General features: G+C 46.3%; 17 protein-coding genes and 1 pseudogene. All 18 read left to right on the top strand.

The features are described 5' to 3' along the window. The 18 genes and pseudogenes from GC093_RS12505 to nagB all read left to right on the top strand — a co-directional run bounded on the left by GC093_RS12505 (window position 1) and on the right by nagB (window position 18,458). Window positions 1-1,101, top strand: a complete 1,101-nt coding sequence (locus tag GC093_RS12505) for a dipeptide epimerase (RefSeq protein WP_171652204.1) — start codon at window positions 1-3, stop codon at window positions 1,099-1,101. Next, on the top strand, window positions 1,098-2,027 hold the full coding sequence (locus GC093_RS12500) for a C40 family peptidase (protein WP_246314125.1): 930 nt from the start codon (window positions 1,098-1,100) through the stop codon (window positions 2,025-2,027). Before GC093_RS12505 ends, GC093_RS12500 begins: the two co-directional genes overlap by 4 nt. A gap of 35 nt (window positions 2,028-2,062) precedes the next feature. Beyond that, window positions 2,063-3,091 (top strand): serine hydrolase domain-containing protein, encoded by a 1,029-nt coding sequence (locus GC093_RS12495; RefSeq protein ID WP_171652203.1) that lies wholly within the window; start codon window positions 2,063-2,065, stop codon window positions 3,089-3,091. Between the two features lie 39 nt (window positions 3,092-3,130). Then, window positions 3,131-4,099, top strand: coding sequence for a carbohydrate ABC transporter permease (locus tag GC093_RS12490; protein ID WP_312886514.1), 969 nt, complete (start codon window positions 3,131-3,133; stop codon window positions 4,097-4,099). A 25-nt stretch (window positions 4,100-4,124) separates the two neighbouring features. Then, a complete protein-coding gene (locus GC093_RS12485) occupies window positions 4,125-4,946 on the top strand; it encodes a carbohydrate ABC transporter permease (protein ID WP_171652202.1) in 822 nt (273 codons plus the stop codon). Then, complete coding sequence (locus GC093_RS12480; RefSeq protein ID WP_171652201.1) at window positions 4,946-5,713, top strand: HAD family hydrolase; 768 nt, start codon at window positions 4,946-4,948, stop codon at window positions 5,711-5,713. The genes GC093_RS12485 and GC093_RS12480 overlap by 1 nt, the downstream gene beginning before the upstream one ends. 22 nt (window positions 5,714-5,735) lie before the next feature. Next, window positions 5,736-6,647: an N-acetylmuramic acid 6-phosphate etherase gene (murQ, locus tag GC093_RS12475; RefSeq protein ID WP_246314119.1), complete on the top strand. Its 912-nt coding sequence runs from the start codon at window positions 5,736-5,738 to the stop codon at window positions 6,645-6,647. A 173-nt stretch (window positions 6,648-6,820) separates the two neighbouring features. Further along, window positions 6,821-7,522 (top strand): annotated as a pseudogene (locus GC093_RS37065) (IS91 family transposase); the annotation flags it as partial. Between the two features lie 534 nt (window positions 7,523-8,056). Next, entirely contained in the window at window positions 8,057-8,206 is a 150-nt protein-coding gene (locus GC093_RS35485) for a hypothetical protein (protein ID WP_216624608.1), read from the top strand. A gap of 333 nt (window positions 8,207-8,539) precedes the next feature. Then, window positions 8,540-9,745 carry an ROK family transcriptional regulator gene (locus tag GC093_RS12465; protein WP_171652200.1) on the top strand — a complete coding sequence of 402 codons (1,206 nt, stop codon included), beginning with the start codon at window positions 8,540-8,542 and terminating at the stop codon, window positions 9,743-9,745. Window positions 9,746-9,769: 24 nt separating this feature from the next. Beyond that, window positions 9,770-10,891, top strand: coding sequence for a carbohydrate ABC transporter permease (locus tag GC093_RS12460; protein WP_171652199.1), 1,122 nt, complete (start codon window positions 9,770-9,772; stop codon window positions 10,889-10,891). 2 nt (window positions 10,892-10,893) lie between these two features. Continuing rightward, window positions 10,894-11,724, top strand: a complete 831-nt coding sequence (locus tag GC093_RS12455; protein ID WP_171652198.1) for a carbohydrate ABC transporter permease — start codon at window positions 10,894-10,896, stop codon at window positions 11,722-11,724. 35 nt (window positions 11,725-11,759) lie between these two features. After that, window positions 11,760-13,088, top strand: a complete 1,329-nt coding sequence (locus GC093_RS12450; protein WP_171652197.1) for an ABC transporter substrate-binding protein — start codon at window positions 11,760-11,762, stop codon at window positions 13,086-13,088. Window positions 13,089-13,168: 80 nt separating this feature from the next. After that, window positions 13,169-14,209: an aldose 1-epimerase family protein gene (locus tag GC093_RS12445; RefSeq protein WP_171652196.1), complete on the top strand. Its 1,041-nt coding sequence runs from the start codon at window positions 13,169-13,171 to the stop codon at window positions 14,207-14,209. Between the two features lie 37 nt (window positions 14,210-14,246). Further along, window positions 14,247-15,863: a sulfatase gene (locus tag GC093_RS12440; RefSeq protein WP_312886519.1), complete on the top strand. Its 1,617-nt coding sequence runs from the start codon at window positions 14,247-14,249 to the stop codon at window positions 15,861-15,863. A 21-nt stretch (window positions 15,864-15,884) separates the two neighbouring features. After that, window positions 15,885-16,133, top strand: a complete 249-nt coding sequence (locus tag GC093_RS12435; RefSeq protein WP_171652194.1) for a YuzB family protein — start codon at window positions 15,885-15,887, stop codon at window positions 16,131-16,133. A 13-nt stretch (window positions 16,134-16,146) separates the two neighbouring features. Then, window positions 16,147-17,655, top strand: coding sequence for a DUF3604 domain-containing protein (locus tag GC093_RS12430; RefSeq protein WP_171652193.1), 1,509 nt, complete (start codon window positions 16,147-16,149; stop codon window positions 17,653-17,655). Further along, window positions 17,652-18,458: a glucosamine-6-phosphate deaminase gene (gene nagB / locus GC093_RS12425; RefSeq protein ID WP_281365230.1), complete on the top strand. Its 807-nt coding sequence runs from the start codon at window positions 17,652-17,654 to the stop codon at window positions 18,456-18,458. The genes GC093_RS12430 and nagB overlap by 4 nt, the downstream gene beginning before the upstream one ends. Window positions 18,459-18,487: the final 29 nt, after the last annotated feature.

Here is an 18,487-nt window from a genome sequence, read left to right as displayed (position 1 = left end):
ATGGAAATTCGGAGAATCGACACGGTACGGCAATCCGTTCCTCTGATTAAACCTTTTAAAACGGCGCTGCGAACGGTTTACCACGCGGAGTCCGTATTGGTTCGAATCACATCCAAAGACGGGAAAGTGGGGTGGGGGGAAGCTCCCCCCACCGTTGTCATAACCGGGGACAGCCTGGAAAGCATCGAAGCGGCCATTGCCAATACGCTCACTCCGTTATTGATTGGCAAGAACGTACTTGCTTATGAGCAGCTGATGCAATCTATCCACCATTCCATGGTTGGCTGCAGCAGTGCCAAAGCGGCTGTTGATATGGCTATCTACGATTTGGTGAGCCAGTTCAGCGGCTTGCCGCTATACAAGTTTCTCGGAGGCTACAGGGATCGACTCGAGACGGATTTCACTGTGAGTGTTAATTCACCCCATGAAATGGGGGAGGATGCCGTTCGTTACGTGCAATCGGGATTTAGCGTGTTGAAAATCAAAGTAGGCAAAGATTCGATCGATGAGGATATCGAGCGGATTCGAGAGGTTCGCCTGCGAGTAGGTAATGAAATCAAAATTCGCGTTGACGCCAATCAAGGCTGGCAGGCGAAGGAAGCGATCCGTTCGATCCGTCGCATGGAGGATATGGGACTTAACATCGAGCTGGTGGAACAGCCGGTAAAGGCCCATGATATCGACGGATTGAAGAGTATTACCGATGCTGTAGAAACCCCGATTATGGCTGATGAGAGCGTGTTTTCACCTCTTCAAGCCTTCGAAATCATTAGGCGCCGTGCCGCGGATATGTTAAATATTAAGCTAATGAAGTCTGGAGGCATTTACAAAGCTCAGCTCATCAATCAAATGGCGGAAGAATTCGGTATCGAATGTATGGTCGGCAGCATGATTGAATCACGTGTAGCCGTTACAGCGGCAGCCCATTTTGCTGCAAGTAAAAAAAATATAACCCGGGTCGATCTAGACGCACCGCTCATGTTAGTTCACGACACCGTAACAGGTGGAGTTAAATATGATGGTCCGTTTATGGTGCTTCCACAAGAAGCGGGGCTTGGCATTCGGGAAGTTAAACCCTTTCAAATGGAGGTAGCGCAATGAGCGAGTTGATCCGGATGCAAGCGGCAGCTTCGGTAGTAACCGTTTGGACCTCACCTGAATCCCCAAGGCGAATAGACGAGCCGGCTCTGCGAAACCCGGCGGATATTAAGGGCTGGGTTGACGGATTATCCATTCCCGATAAGCTGGATCTTTGCGATGCGAATCGTGTGCAAACTCAAATGCTTTTGGGAACAGAAGTTATTGTCATGGAGGAGAGCGGGGATTGGGTGAAAATTTGCATTCCCGATCAATTCAAGCAGAGTAGCCCACTTGGCTACCCTGGATGGGTTCCGAAGTGTCAGCTGGCAGAACTGCCGGATCGACTCGCAGGGCTGCAATGGGCTGAGGTGACTTCATTTCGGGCGATGCTTTCCTTAGGGGCCTCAGAGCTGGAGCTGAGCTACTTAACTCGACTACCTTTGTTGGAGGAGAAAGGCGAGATCATTCGGGTAGAGACCCCTCTTGGTGAGGGGCTGCTTAACCGGAACGATGTACGGATAATTTCACGCTCGAACGATGGAACCGTCCGTTCCCCATCTTCCCCTTCCAATATGGGAAATCGTATAGTAGAACAAGCCATTAGATTTATTGGACTGCCTTATTTATGGGGAGGAATGTCTTCTTTTGGTTTTGACTGTTCTGGATTTGCTTACCAATTACATCAGTCACAAGGCATAATCATTTCTCGGGACGTCTCCGACCAAGTGCGTCATGGTATAGAGATCCCCCGTGAGCTATTGGAGCCTGGGGATCTGCTATTTTTTGCTAGAGATGAGGGAAAAGGTCATATCCATCATGTAGGTATCTACATTGGGGACAATTGCATGATCCATTCACCTGATTCCAATGGTGTTGTGGAGACGGTACGGTTGGACGAATACAAGCTGGCGAAAGAGCATTTCCTGTCCAAAAGATATTGGAAATAGATCGTTAAGACGGCTAGGAACGGTAGGGAGCGATCATGGATAAAGTAGATATATTGCTGGAAGGCTGGGTTCAGGAACAGAAAATACCCGGTGGAGTAGTAAGTGTAATTGTGAAAAATCAATTCCAATTCCATAAAGCCTACGGCTCGTATTCAGACGGTAAAGTACAGAGAACAATTGGTTTGGACACATTATTTGATTTTGCCTCGCTGACCAAAGTGGTATCCACATTGCCCGGGATTCTTAAGCTTGCAGGTGAAGGCAAGATCAACTTGGAACATAAAGTAAAATCGTATCTCCCCCTATTTGCTCATGAGCAGGTGACGATTCGCCATTTGTTGATGCATAGCTCAGGATTGCCTGCTGATCTGCCGACGGAGCCGCGATCTGCACATGGACGCCGAGTTATGGACGATATATTAAAGCAACAGCTGCTTACTCCTCCTGGAGCGCAGGTATTATACAGCGATCTTGGCATGATATTGCTTGGTGAGCTCATTGAGCGCGTGTCCGGCATGCCGCTGGATCAATATGTGCGCCAAGCTGTGTTTGAACCGCTTGGAATGAGGGACGCGAGATTCAATCCGGACGAATCATTAAGAATGCGAATTGCTGCCACTGAGTTCGTGGACGAAGCTTATATCATAGGGGAAGTGCATGACGAGAAATGCTATCATCTGGGGGGCGTTTCTGGAAGCGCCGGATTGTTCGGCTCGGTGGATGATCTCGTGAAATATGCGCATTTATGGCTGGAGCCGAATAAGTATGGGATTATTCCGTCGGCGTTCATACAGGCCGCACTTAACGAACCGTTGCAAAACAGGGGCTTAGGCTGGGAGGTACTAGACGATCTCCAATCGCCTCCATACAGCTGCGGGACATTATGGCCAAGGGGAAGCTTCGGGCACACAGGTTTTACCGGTACGAGTTTATGGATAGACCCTTCCCACGAGCTTATAGTCGTTTTTTTAACCAACGCTGTTCATTTAGGAAGAAACAATCCCGTCAGACATTTACGGCGCCAGCTGCATGATGAAATATTTGCTGCGCTTTTTCATTCATAGTGCGGGTGTAGAATAAGCCTATTCATAAAGGAGCTGCCTATGACAGGTACAGGTATCGATCACGCAAAGAATGTCAACTTATCTAAGCCGCCCCATAAGAAAAACCGGAGGTTCATGAAGCATTTGGTCCATCTGTTCTTGCTTCCGGCATTGATTTTTTATGTGGGGTTTATGATTTATCCCATTTTTCAGGCATTAATTAATAGTCTTTTTTCTTGGAAAGGCCTTACACGGGGCGAATTTATCGGTCTGACCAATTTTATCCGCCTGTTTACCGAATCTCCCTTTAAAGAAACGTTTACTCGGGCGCTCGGACATAATGTGATATTTTTTATAGGGACCATGGTGTCTAAGCTCGTCGTTGCTTTTATGCTGGCACTCATAATCAACAGTAAAATCCGAGGGAAAGAATTTTTCAAAACATTATTTTTCGTACCTAAATTGCTCTCTGTAATAGTCGTCGGCTTTTTGTTCAGCTTAATTCTGAATCCGACCTACGGAGCGTTAAACACCTTTCTTACGGCCATCGGGCTCGAAGAGCTCGCCAAACCATGGCTCGGGGACCCGAACACGGCGCTTTACACGATCATTCTGGTGAACAGCTGGTACGGCTTCGGCTTCGCTGTCCTTATATTTCTCGTAGGCTTGCAGGCAATTTCCCAGGAAATTTATGAAGCAGCGAGAATCGATGGGGCATCGGGCTTGAAGATGATTTACAAAATCACGATCCCTTTAGCCATGCCATCCATTATGATTATGTCGATATTAACATTTATCGGTGCCTTTGAAACGTTTGAGCTTATTTTTGCGATGCAGGGCTCGTCAGGCGGACCGTATTTCTCAACAGATGTGCTGGGTCTTTATTTTTACCGCTTAGCTTTCGGTTCCGTCAGCGGAGGAGAGTCTATCGGTCTGGGCTCCGCGCTTGCGGTTATCTTATTGCTGTTGATTTCCTTAGCAACTGCGGGTTCGATGTTTTTCTTTAAACGCAAGGAAGTCGAGCATTAAGTAAAATAATCATCGGAGGTCATCCATGGCGCTACGGCTGCAACAATCGGTTAAATATCTTATTTTATCGCTTTTCACGTTTGTTTCGATATATCCTATTTTTTTGATGATCACCTCTTCTTTCAAAACTAAGCAGGAAATTACCACGCATCCGTTAGGCCTGCCAAGCAGCTTTTCCTTGGAAAACTATACCTCGGTGTGGAAAAAAGTCCACTTTGCGGATTACTTTTTAAACAGCTTATATATTAGCTCCGTATCCGTGTTCCTGATTTTGTTTGTTTCGTCTTTGGCGGCGTTTTATATTTCCCGATACACATTTCGTTGGAATGGTATGGTTTTGTTTTTCTTCATGTTAGGTCTTATGCTTCCCATGAAGCTGGCTATTTCACCGCTATACATGATGATGCTGAAGCTTCATCTTCTGGATACGCTCAGTGCGCTTATTATTGTGTATGTAGCCGGGCATATCTCATTTGCTGTGTTTGTGTTTTACGGATTTTTTCGGACGCTGCCCAAGGATTTGGATCAAAGCGCTCGGATAGATGGCTGTAACGATTTCCAGGTTTATTACAAAATCGTGCTGCCCCTGATGAGGCCGGCATTGGCTACGGTCAGCATCGTCGATTTGATTGGAATTTGGAATGATTTCTTTTACCCGCTTATTTTTATAAAAAGCACAGAGCTGGGCACGATCCCTCTCGGTATGTTGACGTTGTTCGGAGAATATGACACGGATTGGAACCTGTTGTTCTGCGGTCTGACGCTGTCCTCTCTCCCGATGATTACGGCATTCCTATTTGCTTCCAAACAATTTATTGAGGGCATGACGACAGGAGCGGTTAAGTAATGAAGAAATGGATTACATTTGATCTGGATGGAACTTTAATGCAAAATCCGTTTGGGAAGTGGGTTTTTCCCGAAGTAGAAGAACTCATCTCGACTCAATTGCAGCGGCAATTCAAATCGACCGAAGCACTGGTGCGCGAGCATGAGCTGCGTATGAATCAGAACCGGACCGTGGAAGCTTACGATTGGGATGAAATGGTTCAGCTGCTGCTGAAAGAGCTACAGCTCGATCTTGAAATCAATGTGGAGCAGCTGGTGCTGAAGCATTCAATAGACCCTAAAATCTATCTGCTGGAAGAAACTGTAATCCCGACACTGAGAAGGTTAAAGGAGCAAGGCTATTCGCTCGCTACCGTAACCAACGGATTTTATAAATATCAATATCCCGTAATGAAAGAGCTTGGCTTAAGCGAATGGTTTGATGAAATCATTACGCCTGAGAAGGTTGGCTGCGGCAAACCGGATGTCAATATTTTACGCGGGCTTCAGGAAAGCGGGACAATTGTTGCTCATGTGGGAGACAGGCTCGATCATGATATTTTTTTAGCCAACGAAACGGGCGTTCCGTCTATGTTAATCTATCGTAAGCTGCCTGAGTGGCTTCGGATTTTGAGTCCGAAAAAGCGTGCGGGAAGCGCGGGATTTCTAAAAATTTGCGAGGAAAAGCTGAAAGTGGAAAATCCGCTCATTAGTACGACACCTTATCCTCCAGCCTATATTCCGACGCATGTTCTGTATCAAATTGAAGAATTGCTGGAATGTTTATGACAACCCGAAAGGAGGACCTCTCATGGCGAATATGAAAGCTGAGCTATTAACCACAGAGCAGAGAAATGAGAAGTCTGTGCATCTGGATCAATTGTCCGTTCGTGAAACGGTCGAGTTAATGAATCAAGAGGACCATACGGTTGCCGTTTCCGTACAGGCCGCCCTGCCTCAAATCACCAGTGCGATTGAAGCCATTGTTCAAGTCATGAAGAAGGGGGGAAGAATCTTCTATATTGGCGCTGGATCAAGCGGCAGGCTGGGGGTACTGGATGCTTCCGAATGTCCGCCTACTTTCGGGGTTGATCCCGGACTTGTCGTCGGCTTGATCGCGGGGGGAGAAAGGGCTATAACCAGATCCATCGAAAATGCTGAAGATGATTATGAGGCAGGAAGACGCGAGCTGACGGATAAAGTAACATCGAGCGATGCGGTAGTAGGTATTGCGGCCAGCGGTACGACCCAATACGTAATTGGCGCGCTGCGGGAGGCTAATCGGATAGGTGCCCTAACGGTCGCCCTTAGCTGCAACAGTGACACGCCGATCAGCGCTGTGGCCCAATATCCCATTGAAGTTCCCGTAGGTCCGGAAATTGTTACCGGCTCTACCCGCTTAAAAGCCGGTACCGCGACTAAAATGGTGCTTAACATGATTACAACCGCTGTTATGATCCAGCTTGGCAAGGTTTACGGAAACCTGATGGTCAACGTCCAGGCCACGAATATGAAGCTGAAGGATCGTGTGGTTCGTATTGTAAGGGAGGCTACTGGGGTGACTGAGGAGACTGCGGGCATCATGTCCGATCATGCGAAGGGTGACGCAAGAGCCGCGATTCTGATGCTTAAATATCAGATCAGCTATGAGGAAGCTATTCGGGGGCTGCAAGAAGCGAACGGCCATTTCGGCAACGCGTTTATCCGTTTAGCGAAGAGGTGAAGGACCGGCTGTCGATGCGAAGAATGGCAAGACATTAGCTCAATTTTAATACAGCTGCAGGGGGAGTATTATGACCTGCAGCTGTATTTTTTAACAGAATTTATATGTTTTGGGGTGAGCTAAGCTTACCTCTTTTTTAAATTTTGGGTAAGAGAGGTTGGACTCAAACGTAATTGAAACAAAAATTTTTTGATGTGCATCGGCACTGGGATGCCTTTGAAGAAAAGCACAAAGAACATATTAGACCTAACTTAGTGAAAGAGGTACAAAAATTTCGTGGCTGCGGAGATCCACGAATTGGGTTTAAGAGTCTTGTTTGCGAAGGTTGTCATGACATTCGCAGAGTACTCTACCGTTGTAAAGGACGCTTCTGTACAACATGTATGTTCCTGTGGGGAAACGGAGGAATGGAGCCGAATATTGATGGAGGACATGTTCCAGATTAATCATCGACATGTGGTATTTACGATCGATGAAGGGCGGTGGAACGTTTTTTTGCAGCATCGAAAAATGTTGAAAGAATTTATAGACGAGGCCGTCTGAATCATTAATGAACATTTTGAAAAGAAACATAAGATGACACCTGGCATCATTGCGGAGCAACACACATTTGGCTCACGTCTGAACTTTAATCCGCATGTCCATATGCTGGTGACGATGGGCGGGATGAAATCAAACGGAGAATGAAAGACGTATGATTACGTGCCGTTTGAGATGCTTAGAAAACAATTTCAAATCATGGTGTAAAAGCTGATTCTAAGTTTAAATGAAGAAGAGAAGAAACAAGTACAGCAAAGATTACAGCAAGCCTACTCCACCAACGGGTAGACTTTTATGTGCATGCCCCAAAACAAAAAGGGGATGTGAAGAAACAAGGGCTAGAGCAGAGCAAGAGCAAACCCAGAGCAAGAGCAAACCCAGAGCTAATCCAGAGCAAACCCAGAACAAACCCAGAACAAACCCAGAGCTAATCCGGAGCAAACCCAGAACAAACCCAGAACAAACCCAGAGCTAATCCAGAGCAAACCCTGAACAAACCCAGAGTAAACCCAGAGCAAACGAAGATCAACTCCAACCATATCCTCGAAGCTGCAAAATGAGGTATTGCTCAGATTCGGTAACCTACGTATCGATCGTAGTGCCCGATGAGCATCGATTGTCCGATGCGTAGCCTGGCTTCCATGTGAGCGAAACAGATAGCGGAAGTAAAATTTCCGCTATCTCCTAAAAAAGCATAAAAACAGAGAAATAACGGAATGGCTTGTTCCGTTATTTCTCTGTTTTTTGTGTAAAGGACTCCTATTGGCCTTGTTAACGGAAGTCCGACTTCCGCTAAGTCCCTGAATGGGAGGTGGTGGAGAGAATAACGGAACTTTCAGTTCCGTTCAAAGAGATTAAGTAACAACTGGGTGAGCTCGATACGCAGTTCGTCTCATTTTAAATACGTCGTGTTCAGCTACCAAGATAAAACAAGTGGGGTGGGGGAAGTAAGAAAGAAGAAGCAGGAGGCAGTACAGTGGAACAGTAAGAGGGAATGGGTGTGGGTGGAGGAGCGGTAGCGCCTTTGAAGCTCGTGTTCCAACCGCTGAAAGCCATAAATTCAAAGGAACACGACTTCAACAGCGGCCGCAATCCATACCCATTCCCTCTTCATGCAGTAACTTTTGGATGTCCACAATGAAGGACCTAGGGGTTATCTGAACCGCTGTTTTTGGGTTTGGGGTAAGCGAAGCTTACCCTTTATTTTTTGAAAGCATAAAAAAAGGTGCGCAGTGTGAAAATGTATTGACATTTAGTATGAGATAGTTAAAATAAAAATATAGAGTTAGTTAGTTTTATTAACTAACTTAATAGACGAATACCCATATTTCTTTACCAAGAAGGTGTGTTGAATGAAAAATACAAAGATGATAAGTAAAAATGATATGAAAGAATCCAATCGAATGAGTATTTTGAAAACGGTTAGAAGTGGGATTTGTTCTCGTGCTGAAATTTCTACAGCTGTTGGTTTAAGTAAACCAGCCGTGTCTGCTCTCGTGGATGAGCTGATCAAGGAGGGCTTGGTTTACGAGACTGGAAGGGGAGATTCCACTGAAGCTGGCGGTAAAAGACCAATCCTTCTGGATTTTCAAGCTGATGCTGCGCTGATAGTAGCTGTTTCCTTTAACAATGATAGGTATGAGGTGGCTCTGACCAATCTAGTAGGTAAAGTGATGTTTTATGTGAAAAAGAAAATTAGAATATACGATGATTATCGTCAGACGCTGGACCTTATCGTACAAGATATTCGCCAGTTAATTCAAGAGGCAAGTGGGCAAGGTATAGGGCAGCCTGTTATCGCCTGCGGTATGGCTGTTCGTGGACTAGTTGACACCAAACTTGGGATTATGCGGTATTCAGCGTCCATACCATGGACGGATGCTCCGATCGGTGATTATATGCGCGAATGCTTGGACATTCCCATTTTTATTGAAAACGATGCTCGTGCCGGGACTTACGCAGAATTGCTTCACAGCAACGGAGAATACAAAGATGCACTCGTTTGCGTCAGCGTTGGCCTTGGTATCGGAACGGGAGTTGTCATCCACAATGAGGTGTACCGAGGTGCGTTCGATGGTGCAGTGAACTTCGCGCATACGGTTATTTCGCATGACGGACCGCTTTGTCGCTGTGGCAATCACGGCTGTTGGGATGCGTTGGCCTCGATCACTGCTTTCGGTGAAGAGCTGTCCCGAAGGGACGATAAATACGCTTCACTTGATTTCGATACCGTCTTAAAAATGTATCATGACGGTGACCCTATTGTTGCAGATGTATTGCTTAACCACACCGGCTATTGGTTGGGGGTGGGAATTGCTAACATATTAAATATTTTTAATCCGGAGCAGCTGATCATACAAGGCGATATCACCAATGCCGGGCAGAGATTAGAACGGAAAATCATTGAAATTGTTCAGAAGAGAGCGCTATCTGCTGTTTCTAAAGGTGTGAAAATCGGATTTTCTCAAGACTCGGAAAAACTTCAGGTAAGAGGGGCTGCGGCTGTAATTAGCAAGCATTTTTTCTCCGATACGTACCACCGCATCATTTGGAAATAATACATACCATGGAGGGATTGGTTGATGCAATTAGAAACTAAAACAAACAGGTTCCTGCTGCGATGGACACCGGCTAACTTGTTTATGTGGCTATCTCTGTTAGGAATCGTTACAAATGTGTTCATGTTGAAAAGCAGTGCCGACCCGGCAGCTAAATTTGGTGTTATTGGCGTGACGATTGTGTTGATCTTCTTGTGGTCATTGTTTTTCTTCGGAGATAAAAACATTCGTTATACACTGATTATTCCGGGATTTATTATCCTCTTTTGTGTGACATCGATTCCTGCCGTGTTCCTGCTCTATCTCAGTGTGTTCGATGTATCGTTGCTGAATTTTAAAGGGGATTGGTCTTTTGTTGGTTTAACTAACTATGTATATTTCTTCACTAAAGACAAATTGTTTTATGCAGCTATTATCCGCACAGTAGAATATATGGTCATTGTGCTTGGGCTGCAAATTGTCATTGGGATGTGCTTGGCGCTTCTGCTGCAGCGGGAATTTCGAGGCCGTTCGTTTGTATCGAGTGTGCTGGTTATCCCGGTTATGACTTGTCCGATCGTCATTGCCATGCTGTGGAAATATATGTATAGCAGCTATAACGGCTTCATCAATCTGGTATTGAAGGACCTCGGATTTGCCGAGGTGCCTTGGTTAACTAATCAACCGCTTCCATACGTGAGTGATATTCCGATTCTCGGGGACTTCCTAGTCACTCATTTGAACGCCAATATTGGTTTTGTATCCGCTATCATTGTTAATATTTGGCAGTGGACGCCATTTGTCTATTTGATGTTCTTAGCCGGGCTAAGCGCTCTGCCGAGAGAGCCTTATGAAGCAGCCAAAGTTGATGGTGCCAATAGCTGGAAAACATTCTGGCATATTACCTTTCCGATGCTGCGACCCGTTATCGGTGTCGTGTTCCTGATCCGCATTATCGACCTGATGAAAGTATATGATCAGATTTGGGCGTTGTTCGGAGATTCAGTAACGATGCGTACTCTTAACATTCATATCTTCTCCGTTGGTTTAACGGGCCAGGACTACAGTAGAGGTGCGGCGTTATCGATCATCGTGCTAGTTTTCATCATTATGGTCAGCCTTGTGTTTTCCGGCATTGGCAAATGGATTTCCAAGAGGGGGGCTTAAACGTGGATCGATCTATTAAAATGGTTGCTGCCAAAATTGCCATCGCATGTGTTATTGCAGTCATCATAGCTGTATGGGCCGTGCCTATCCTGTGGATGATTTTAAGCAGCTTCAAGTCGACTCAGGCGATTATCGAACCCAAACTTGTAGTATGGTTCAAGCCGACTTTGGATAATTATAAGTTTATTTTTGATACGCAAAATTTTTTCCAGTACTTGATCAACAGCTTGGTCGTTGCTTTGACGGCTACCTTTATTTGTGTAACTACGGGCACACTTGCCGCTTACAGTATTGCTCGATGGAGAACAGGAGGAAAGGCATTTGCCAACTGGGTTATTTTTACCAAAATGGCACCTCCGGCTATTTTAATCATCCCCTTTTTTCTGATGTTCAAAAGCATCGGTTTGATTAATACGGTTTGGGCTCTGGTGATTGCCAATATTACATTTAATATTCCATTTGTCATCTGGACGATGCGAGGTTTCTTCGATGAACTGCCGGAGGAAATGGAGGAAGCGGCCTTGATTGATGGGTGCACAAGACTGGAAGCATTTTGGCGTATATCGCTGCCTGTTGCCCGTTCGGGGTTAATTACGACCAGTATTTTCTGTTTCTTATTTGTCTGGAATGAATATTTATTCGGTCTTACACTGGCGCTTTCCGAAAAAAGCAAAACACTGCCCGTGGCTACTGGTGATTTTATTACGGGGTATTCGATCAATTGGGGGCCTGTATTCGGTTCCGGAAGTTTAATTCTATTGCCTGCATTCATTATGGTTTTGTTCCTGCAGCGTTACATTGTGCAAGGGTTAACCGTGGGTGCAGTTAAATAGGTTCAACAAAAACGAATCATGGAGGGGTATAAGGGATGAAAAATGTAATGGGCAAAAAAACGACGGCTTTGCTATTGGTAACTATGCTGGCATTTTTAAGTGCTTGTTCGTCGGAAACCGGCAAACCTGCAGACAAAGGAAATACTGACGGAGGCAAGGCAGCTGGAGAGGGACAAAAACCGCGTGAAATTACGATATTCACACGTACCGGTCCGGATACAAGTGATTATGTTAAGGAACAAGCCAAGGAGTTTACGAAGTTAACCGGAGTCAAAGTGAACTTCACCGAGCAGGGTGCAAGCAATTATTTTACGAATCTTACAAATCAATTGGTCGGCGGAACGGATACGTTCGATTTAGCAACAACCAACAACACTTATGTAGCCCCGTTGGCAGAAGCCGGAGCGATTGAACCGTTCGATGAATACATGAAAAAGTTTGATCCGAACTACGATTGGAAGGACGTAGCTTTCCAGTACAAGTACAAGGACAAAACAATAGCTATGCCGTATAACCTTAGTATTCATATGTTTTATTACCGCTCTGATCTTATTCCAAATCCTCCACAAACTTGGGATGAATTTGTTGAAGAGTCAAAAAAATGGACGAAATCGAAAAATCCGAATTCTCCAACCCAATTTGGTGCTTCTTGGACAGCTTTGTCGGGATCTGAGCAACCGAAAGTATTCTACTCCATGATGTGGTCATACGGCGCAGAACTTGTCAAAGACGGTAAAACCGGCATTGGATCGGAAGGAGCAATCAAGGCAGGGGAAATTTGGCAATCGATGATGAAAGATGGTCTTGTTCCTAAAGACACTCCGAACTGGGGTTATTCCAATGTATTTGATGCATTGAAAACGGGTACAATTGCCATGGCGGCGCCGATGTGGAGCGCAGCTTACACAGAAATTAAGAAAAGTGACAGCCCATTCAAAGATAAAATTAAGATTGGCGTAGTTCCGGGTGTGAAGCAGGCTGACGGTAAAATTTTGCGGACTCCGTTATACCATTCCTGGTCTTTGATCATGAATAAAAACGCTAAAAACAAAGATGATTCTGCTAAATTCGTTGAGTTTATGACCAGCAAAGAAGGAGCGATGCGCCAAGCGAAGCTGGGCGGGTTGCCAATCCGTTACTCCGTTTTGAATGATGCTTCCCTGCAACCGCGTGAATTTTATGATGTCGTTATGGAATCACTCAAAGTGGGCAGAGATGAACCTCTTGTTCCTTATTATTTGAAGCAGCATGATCTGATGAATACGGCGCTTTCCGGTATTATGACCGGAACGGTCAAGCCGGATGTAGCCTTGAAAGGTGCAGAGAAGGAATTGCAAGCGATCATTGATAGCAGTAAAAAATAAACCATTCCATTCAACGGATATGACAGGTGTAATAACGACTTGTCATATCTGCTGAAGGAACGTAACCAAGGAGTGAAGCGATGCTGGATGTATATGGTCAGAACGGTAAACAGAGCCTTCTTGAGCACGTTTCGGATATTCGACAAATAGCTGGCTTTCAGCGTGTGGAGCTGATTGAAGGCAAGGGTAAGGGCAATGAGGTGATTCAGGTTCGCAATGGTTCTGGCTTGCAGTTTCAAATCTCAGTTAGCCGTGCTTTCGACATCGGAATGTGTGAACTTTATGGCATCCCAATTGCTTGGATGTCACAAAACGGACCGGTATCCCCCTATTCCTACGAAAGAGACAATTGGAATCAAAGCTTTGAAGGTGGCCTGCTGGCGACTTGCGGGTTAATCACGATGGGTAAACCTAGCACGGACGAGGGTAAAGCTTACGGTCCGCATGGGCGTATTTCTTCAACGGCAGCCGAGCTGCTGCAGGCTGAGGGACGATGGAACGGCGGACAGTATGAGTTAATCTTTCGCGGACTTGTCCGTGAAAGTGCGGTGAATGGGGAAAACCTCGTCATGGAACGGACTATCGTTACGCGGCTTGGGGAGAACCGCATTTACATTACGGATAAGGTAACGAACGAATCGTTCCAGCCTGTTGAGCATTTGATGATGCATCATTTTAATTTCGGATTTCCGCTGATTGGTGAAAGCTGTGTGATTAATATACCACCCGGCCCGAAAAGATGGATCAACGGGGAGGGAGCAACGGACAATTGGAGCAGTTTCTCCGCACCAACAGAGAACGGTCAGCCTACCGTTATGCTGCATGAGGACGTAGAGGCTGATGAGGGCGAGGTTCAAGTTCAAATAAGTAATAAAGTTATACACAATGGGAAAGAATGTAAGCTTACCTTGAAGCTTGATTATAGTAAAGCCGCAAGTCCTTGCTTGACGCAATGGAAGCATTCCGGCAAAGGGGTGTATGTACTAGGCATCGAACCGGGCAATGCGTCCACGGAAGGGCGGGCTGTTCACCGCGAACGGGGAACTTTGCCGATGCTGGCTCCAGGGGAACAAAAATCATATACGTTTTGTATGGAGATCGAGCTTGACTCATGCTTATGAAGTCATTTTCCCAAGGGAAAGTTTATAGGAGGGGTATATCATTAACGTCATATGCATCTTGGTTGATACTTTAAGGCGGGATCATTTGGGCTGTTACGGGAATTCATCCATAGAAACCCCGAACTTGGATCGTTTTGCTGAAGGCAGTGCCCTTTTCAACAATGCATACATTGGATCATACCCATGCATGCCTGCACGCCAAGACTTATGGACAGGGCAGCTTAATTTTTTGTGGCGAGGCTGGTCACCTCTGGAACATGACAAGTCGGATATGGTCACGCTGCTGTCTGATCACGATAAGACGACTATGCTTATTACAGATCATTACCACCTATGGCAGTACGGGTCAGGAAACTATCATTTTTCATTTAACGGCATGGAAATAATTCGCGGGCAGGAGATGGACAATTGGATCACCAGTCCGGATATTCCTATAACTTATCCCGCCTCTGAGCATAAATTAAATCGTAATTGGCCGAAGTATGTGAGAAATACTGCACATTTCCGTAAGGAAGAGGATTATTTCGCGGCTCAAGTATTCCAAAAATCAATTGATTGGGTGGAACAGAATAAAAGCTTGTCGGACTTCTTCCTAATGATTGACTGTTTTGATCCCCACGAACCGTTCGATCCTCCTCCCGGATATGCTGAGAAGTATAACCCGGGCTATACCGGGGAATCGGTGATTTGGCCGAAATATGGGGATGCCGATCGGATGACACCAGAAGAACTGCAGCAGGTTCATGCGTTGTATTGCGGTGAAGTGAGCTTTGTCGACCATTGGTTCGGAAAGTTTTACGACAAGCTGGAACAGCTGGAATTACTGGACAACACGATGGTAATAGTGACCAGCGACCACGGTTTTCTGTTCGGTGAGCATAACTGGCTGGGGAAGCATGCCAGATTGTTGTATCAAGATATCGCCAGAACACCGCTGCTGATTCATCATCCGGGGATCAAACCCGGTGTCGTGTATGAGGAACTGGTACAGATGGCTGATCTAACGCCAACAATCATGCAGACGATGGGCGTTCAGGTACCGAGTCACATGCAAGGTGAGAGCCTCGTTCCACTGTGGGAACATGATGGCGGTTGTGGTACAGAGGAAACTATGTCCGGTCTGGAGGGTACAGAGGCAAACATCGGATCGACAACAGTTGGATTACCCTCAAGCGGTGGAATTCGCTCACGTCAGGAATTGATTTTCGGGGTGTTTGGCGGTCCGGTGTATTGTACGGACGGGGAATGGCTGCTGGTAAAAAAACCGCTCCCGGGCAATTCACCTCTATATTGGTATACTCGCTCTCATTATAACAATTGGGATTTTGGCCAACAAAATTTGTACGCGGACAGTGAGGAACGATTGAAACAATGGGACGGAGAACGCTTTCCAACGCAGTATGAGAACGCGCATCCCGGCCATGCTGCGCCCAGGTTGATTCGCGACGAAGGTGATCGCGAGTCGTCGCCACTAGTCGCGCACGATGAGTTATATTGCATCGCTTGGGATCATGCGCAGCAGCATGATGTTGCGAGCGAGCGGCCTGACGTTCTGGAGCGACTGAAGCAGGGGATGCGTAATAAGATCATTCAGATCGCCGCTCCAAAGGAGCAGCTTCAGCGTCTTGGTTTGGATGAGACTGATAGACAATGACACATTAATTGAGGTCGTGCAATGAATATCAAGATGTGTGTTAGTAATTTGGATTTATTCGCAGGTGAGAGCGTGGAGCAAGCCGCTGAGGGACTTCTTGGCGGCAAATGCAGTGGTAAAGTTATGGGCAATTATGAAAAAAATTATAAGGCAACAATCAATGGAAATGTCGAAGAGGTCCATTGTCTTGGATATTGCTACTGGTGTCCGCAAAGCTTAATGGCGCTAGTGGACGGAACGTTGGTTAGAGACTACAAGAATCATAAATAGGAGTGGATGACGTATGAATTTATATTGGGGTGATTTGCACAATCACTGTGGCATTACCTATGGCTTTGGAAGCTTGGAGAATGCACTGGCGGCTGCAAGAGAACAACTTGATTTCTGTGCCATTATTGGCCATGCGATGTGGCCGGATATGCCAGAAAAGACAGAGGAACTGGAATTTTTGGTGGATTTCCACATGAAGGGTTTTGCTAAGCTTCAGAACAATTGGGAATATGTACGCAATACAGTTAGAGAATCGAACGTTCCTCATCAATTCGTTACGTTTCAGGGCTACGAAATTCATTCCAGTGAATTTGGCGATCATCATGTACTGTCGCCTTCTGACGAGCTGCCGTTGATTCAAGCGAATTCTCCGGCTGAGCTGGTCGCAGGTCTTGCTCCGCTGCCGGTAATTGCTGTTCCCCATCATGTGGGATACACACCTGGCTACCGAGGAGTGAACTGGGATGCATTTTCGGAGGAAATAAGCCCGGTAGTAGAGGTTTTTTCGAAGCACGGCTGCAGCATGTCGGATTCCAGCCCGTATCCATATCTGCATACAATGGGTCCTCGTGATTCTCGCAATACGATTGTGTCCGCTCTTCAACGTGGAAAAAGATTCAGCTTTGCAGGCTCGACCGATCATCATGCCGGATATCCGGGTTCGTACGGAGACGGTAGAGTTGCTGTTATGGCATCTGAAAAAACACGTGAAGCGATATGGGAAGCTCTATTGGCACGACGTACCTATGCGGTAACCGGCGATAAAATCGCCTGCCAATTTACCGTCAATGGGGCGGTTTTCGGCAGTGAGGTGAAAGACAGCGGATCCAGACAGCTTAAGCTTGATGTAACGGCATGTGACGGGATTGAAAAAGTGACTGTATATAAAAATGGCAAAGCTTGGAGCATTGTGAATGGGGTTAGCGGCGGTGATCAAGTGCAGCAGCCAAGCAGTGCTCAGGGTAGATATAAAGTACGTGTCGAGATGGGCTGGGGTGAAAATAAGGACGGATTTGTATGGCAGGGCAGTGCAAGGCTGGATGGAGGCCAAATCGTCTCGGTAGAAACATGCTTCCGTGGGCAAAGTGTTCTTGCGCCAACACCGGAAATGCGGGATAACCCGAATATTAATGCATTGGGCAACAAGCTTATCTCTTCTTCGGACAATGGTGCGGAATGGACTTGCACCACGTTTAAAAATCCATCCACCCAGCATCCGCAAACTGCTGCGCTTATTTTTGAAATAGATGGTGATATAAACAGCAATTTGGTGGTTGAGGCAAACGGCCAAACATTTGCTCATTCGATTGGAGAACTGTTAACGGGCAGCCGTTCCGCTCACCTAGAGACGTACAATTCCGAGGCTGTCCTCTTTCATCGCGCTGTTCCTGAAAGCGAATATTGTTTTCAAGGGGAATGGTCGGATGATCAGAAGGAAACAGATTGCGATGCTTATCATGTGGAGATCAAACAGTGGAATGGACAATGTGCCTGGATATCTCCTGTGTTTGTACTGGCATGATGAATAAGACGACGAGCACAAGTACAGCGAATGAAGTTAACCAATTCAACCAAGAGAATCCAGTCCTTCATGAAGGTAATCTCCATCTGACTATCGTTAAAAATGAAGAGGAAATGTCGCAAGCGGCTGCGGAGCTGGTTCACGGCCAGCTGGCACAGCGCCCGAATAGCGTTCTAGGCCTTGCTACAGGCGGGACCCCCATCGGAATGTATCGGCAGCTTTGCAGGAATAAAGCCGACTTGTCCAAGGCTACGACATTTAATTTAGATGAATATTATGAGCTTCCACGTCATCATCCGCAAAGCTTTTTCCAATTCATGAAAGAGCATGTGTACGATCCGTTGCTACCATTGAGCTATGACATCCCCAATGGAGAAGCAGCGAATGTGGAGCAGGAATGTGTACGATATGAAACGGCAATCCGCCGTGCAGGTGGGATTGATCTTCAGGTGCTGGGAGTCGGACGTAATGGGCACATCGGATTTAATGAGCCGGGGACGCCCTTCTTGTCACGAACACGGCTGGTTGCCTTGAAACAGGAAACGGTAGAGGACAATGCACGTTTCTTCGGTGATGTAGGCCTTGTGCCGACACAAGCTATTACAATGGGGATAGGTACAATTCTCGAAGCGAAGGCGATTTTGCTGCTGGCTAGCGGAGCTGTGAAAGCAAAGGCGCTTCACCAATTGCTTTATGGAGACATATCTCCGGGAGTTCCTGTTACTGCACTGCGCCTGCATCCGGCGGTGCGAGTAATCGTCGATGAAGAAGCGGCTTCATTACTGGAGCGATTGTCTGACTGATCAGAGATGGGGCTTGTCCTTACTCGGAA

Origin of the sequence: Paenibacillus foliorum (genome assembly GCF_013141765.1) — a bacterium.
Lineage (GTDB): Bacteria > Bacillota > Bacilli > Paenibacillales > NBRC-103111 > Paenibacillus_S > Paenibacillus_S foliorum.
This window is presented reverse-complemented; position numbering and strand designations above follow the sequence as displayed.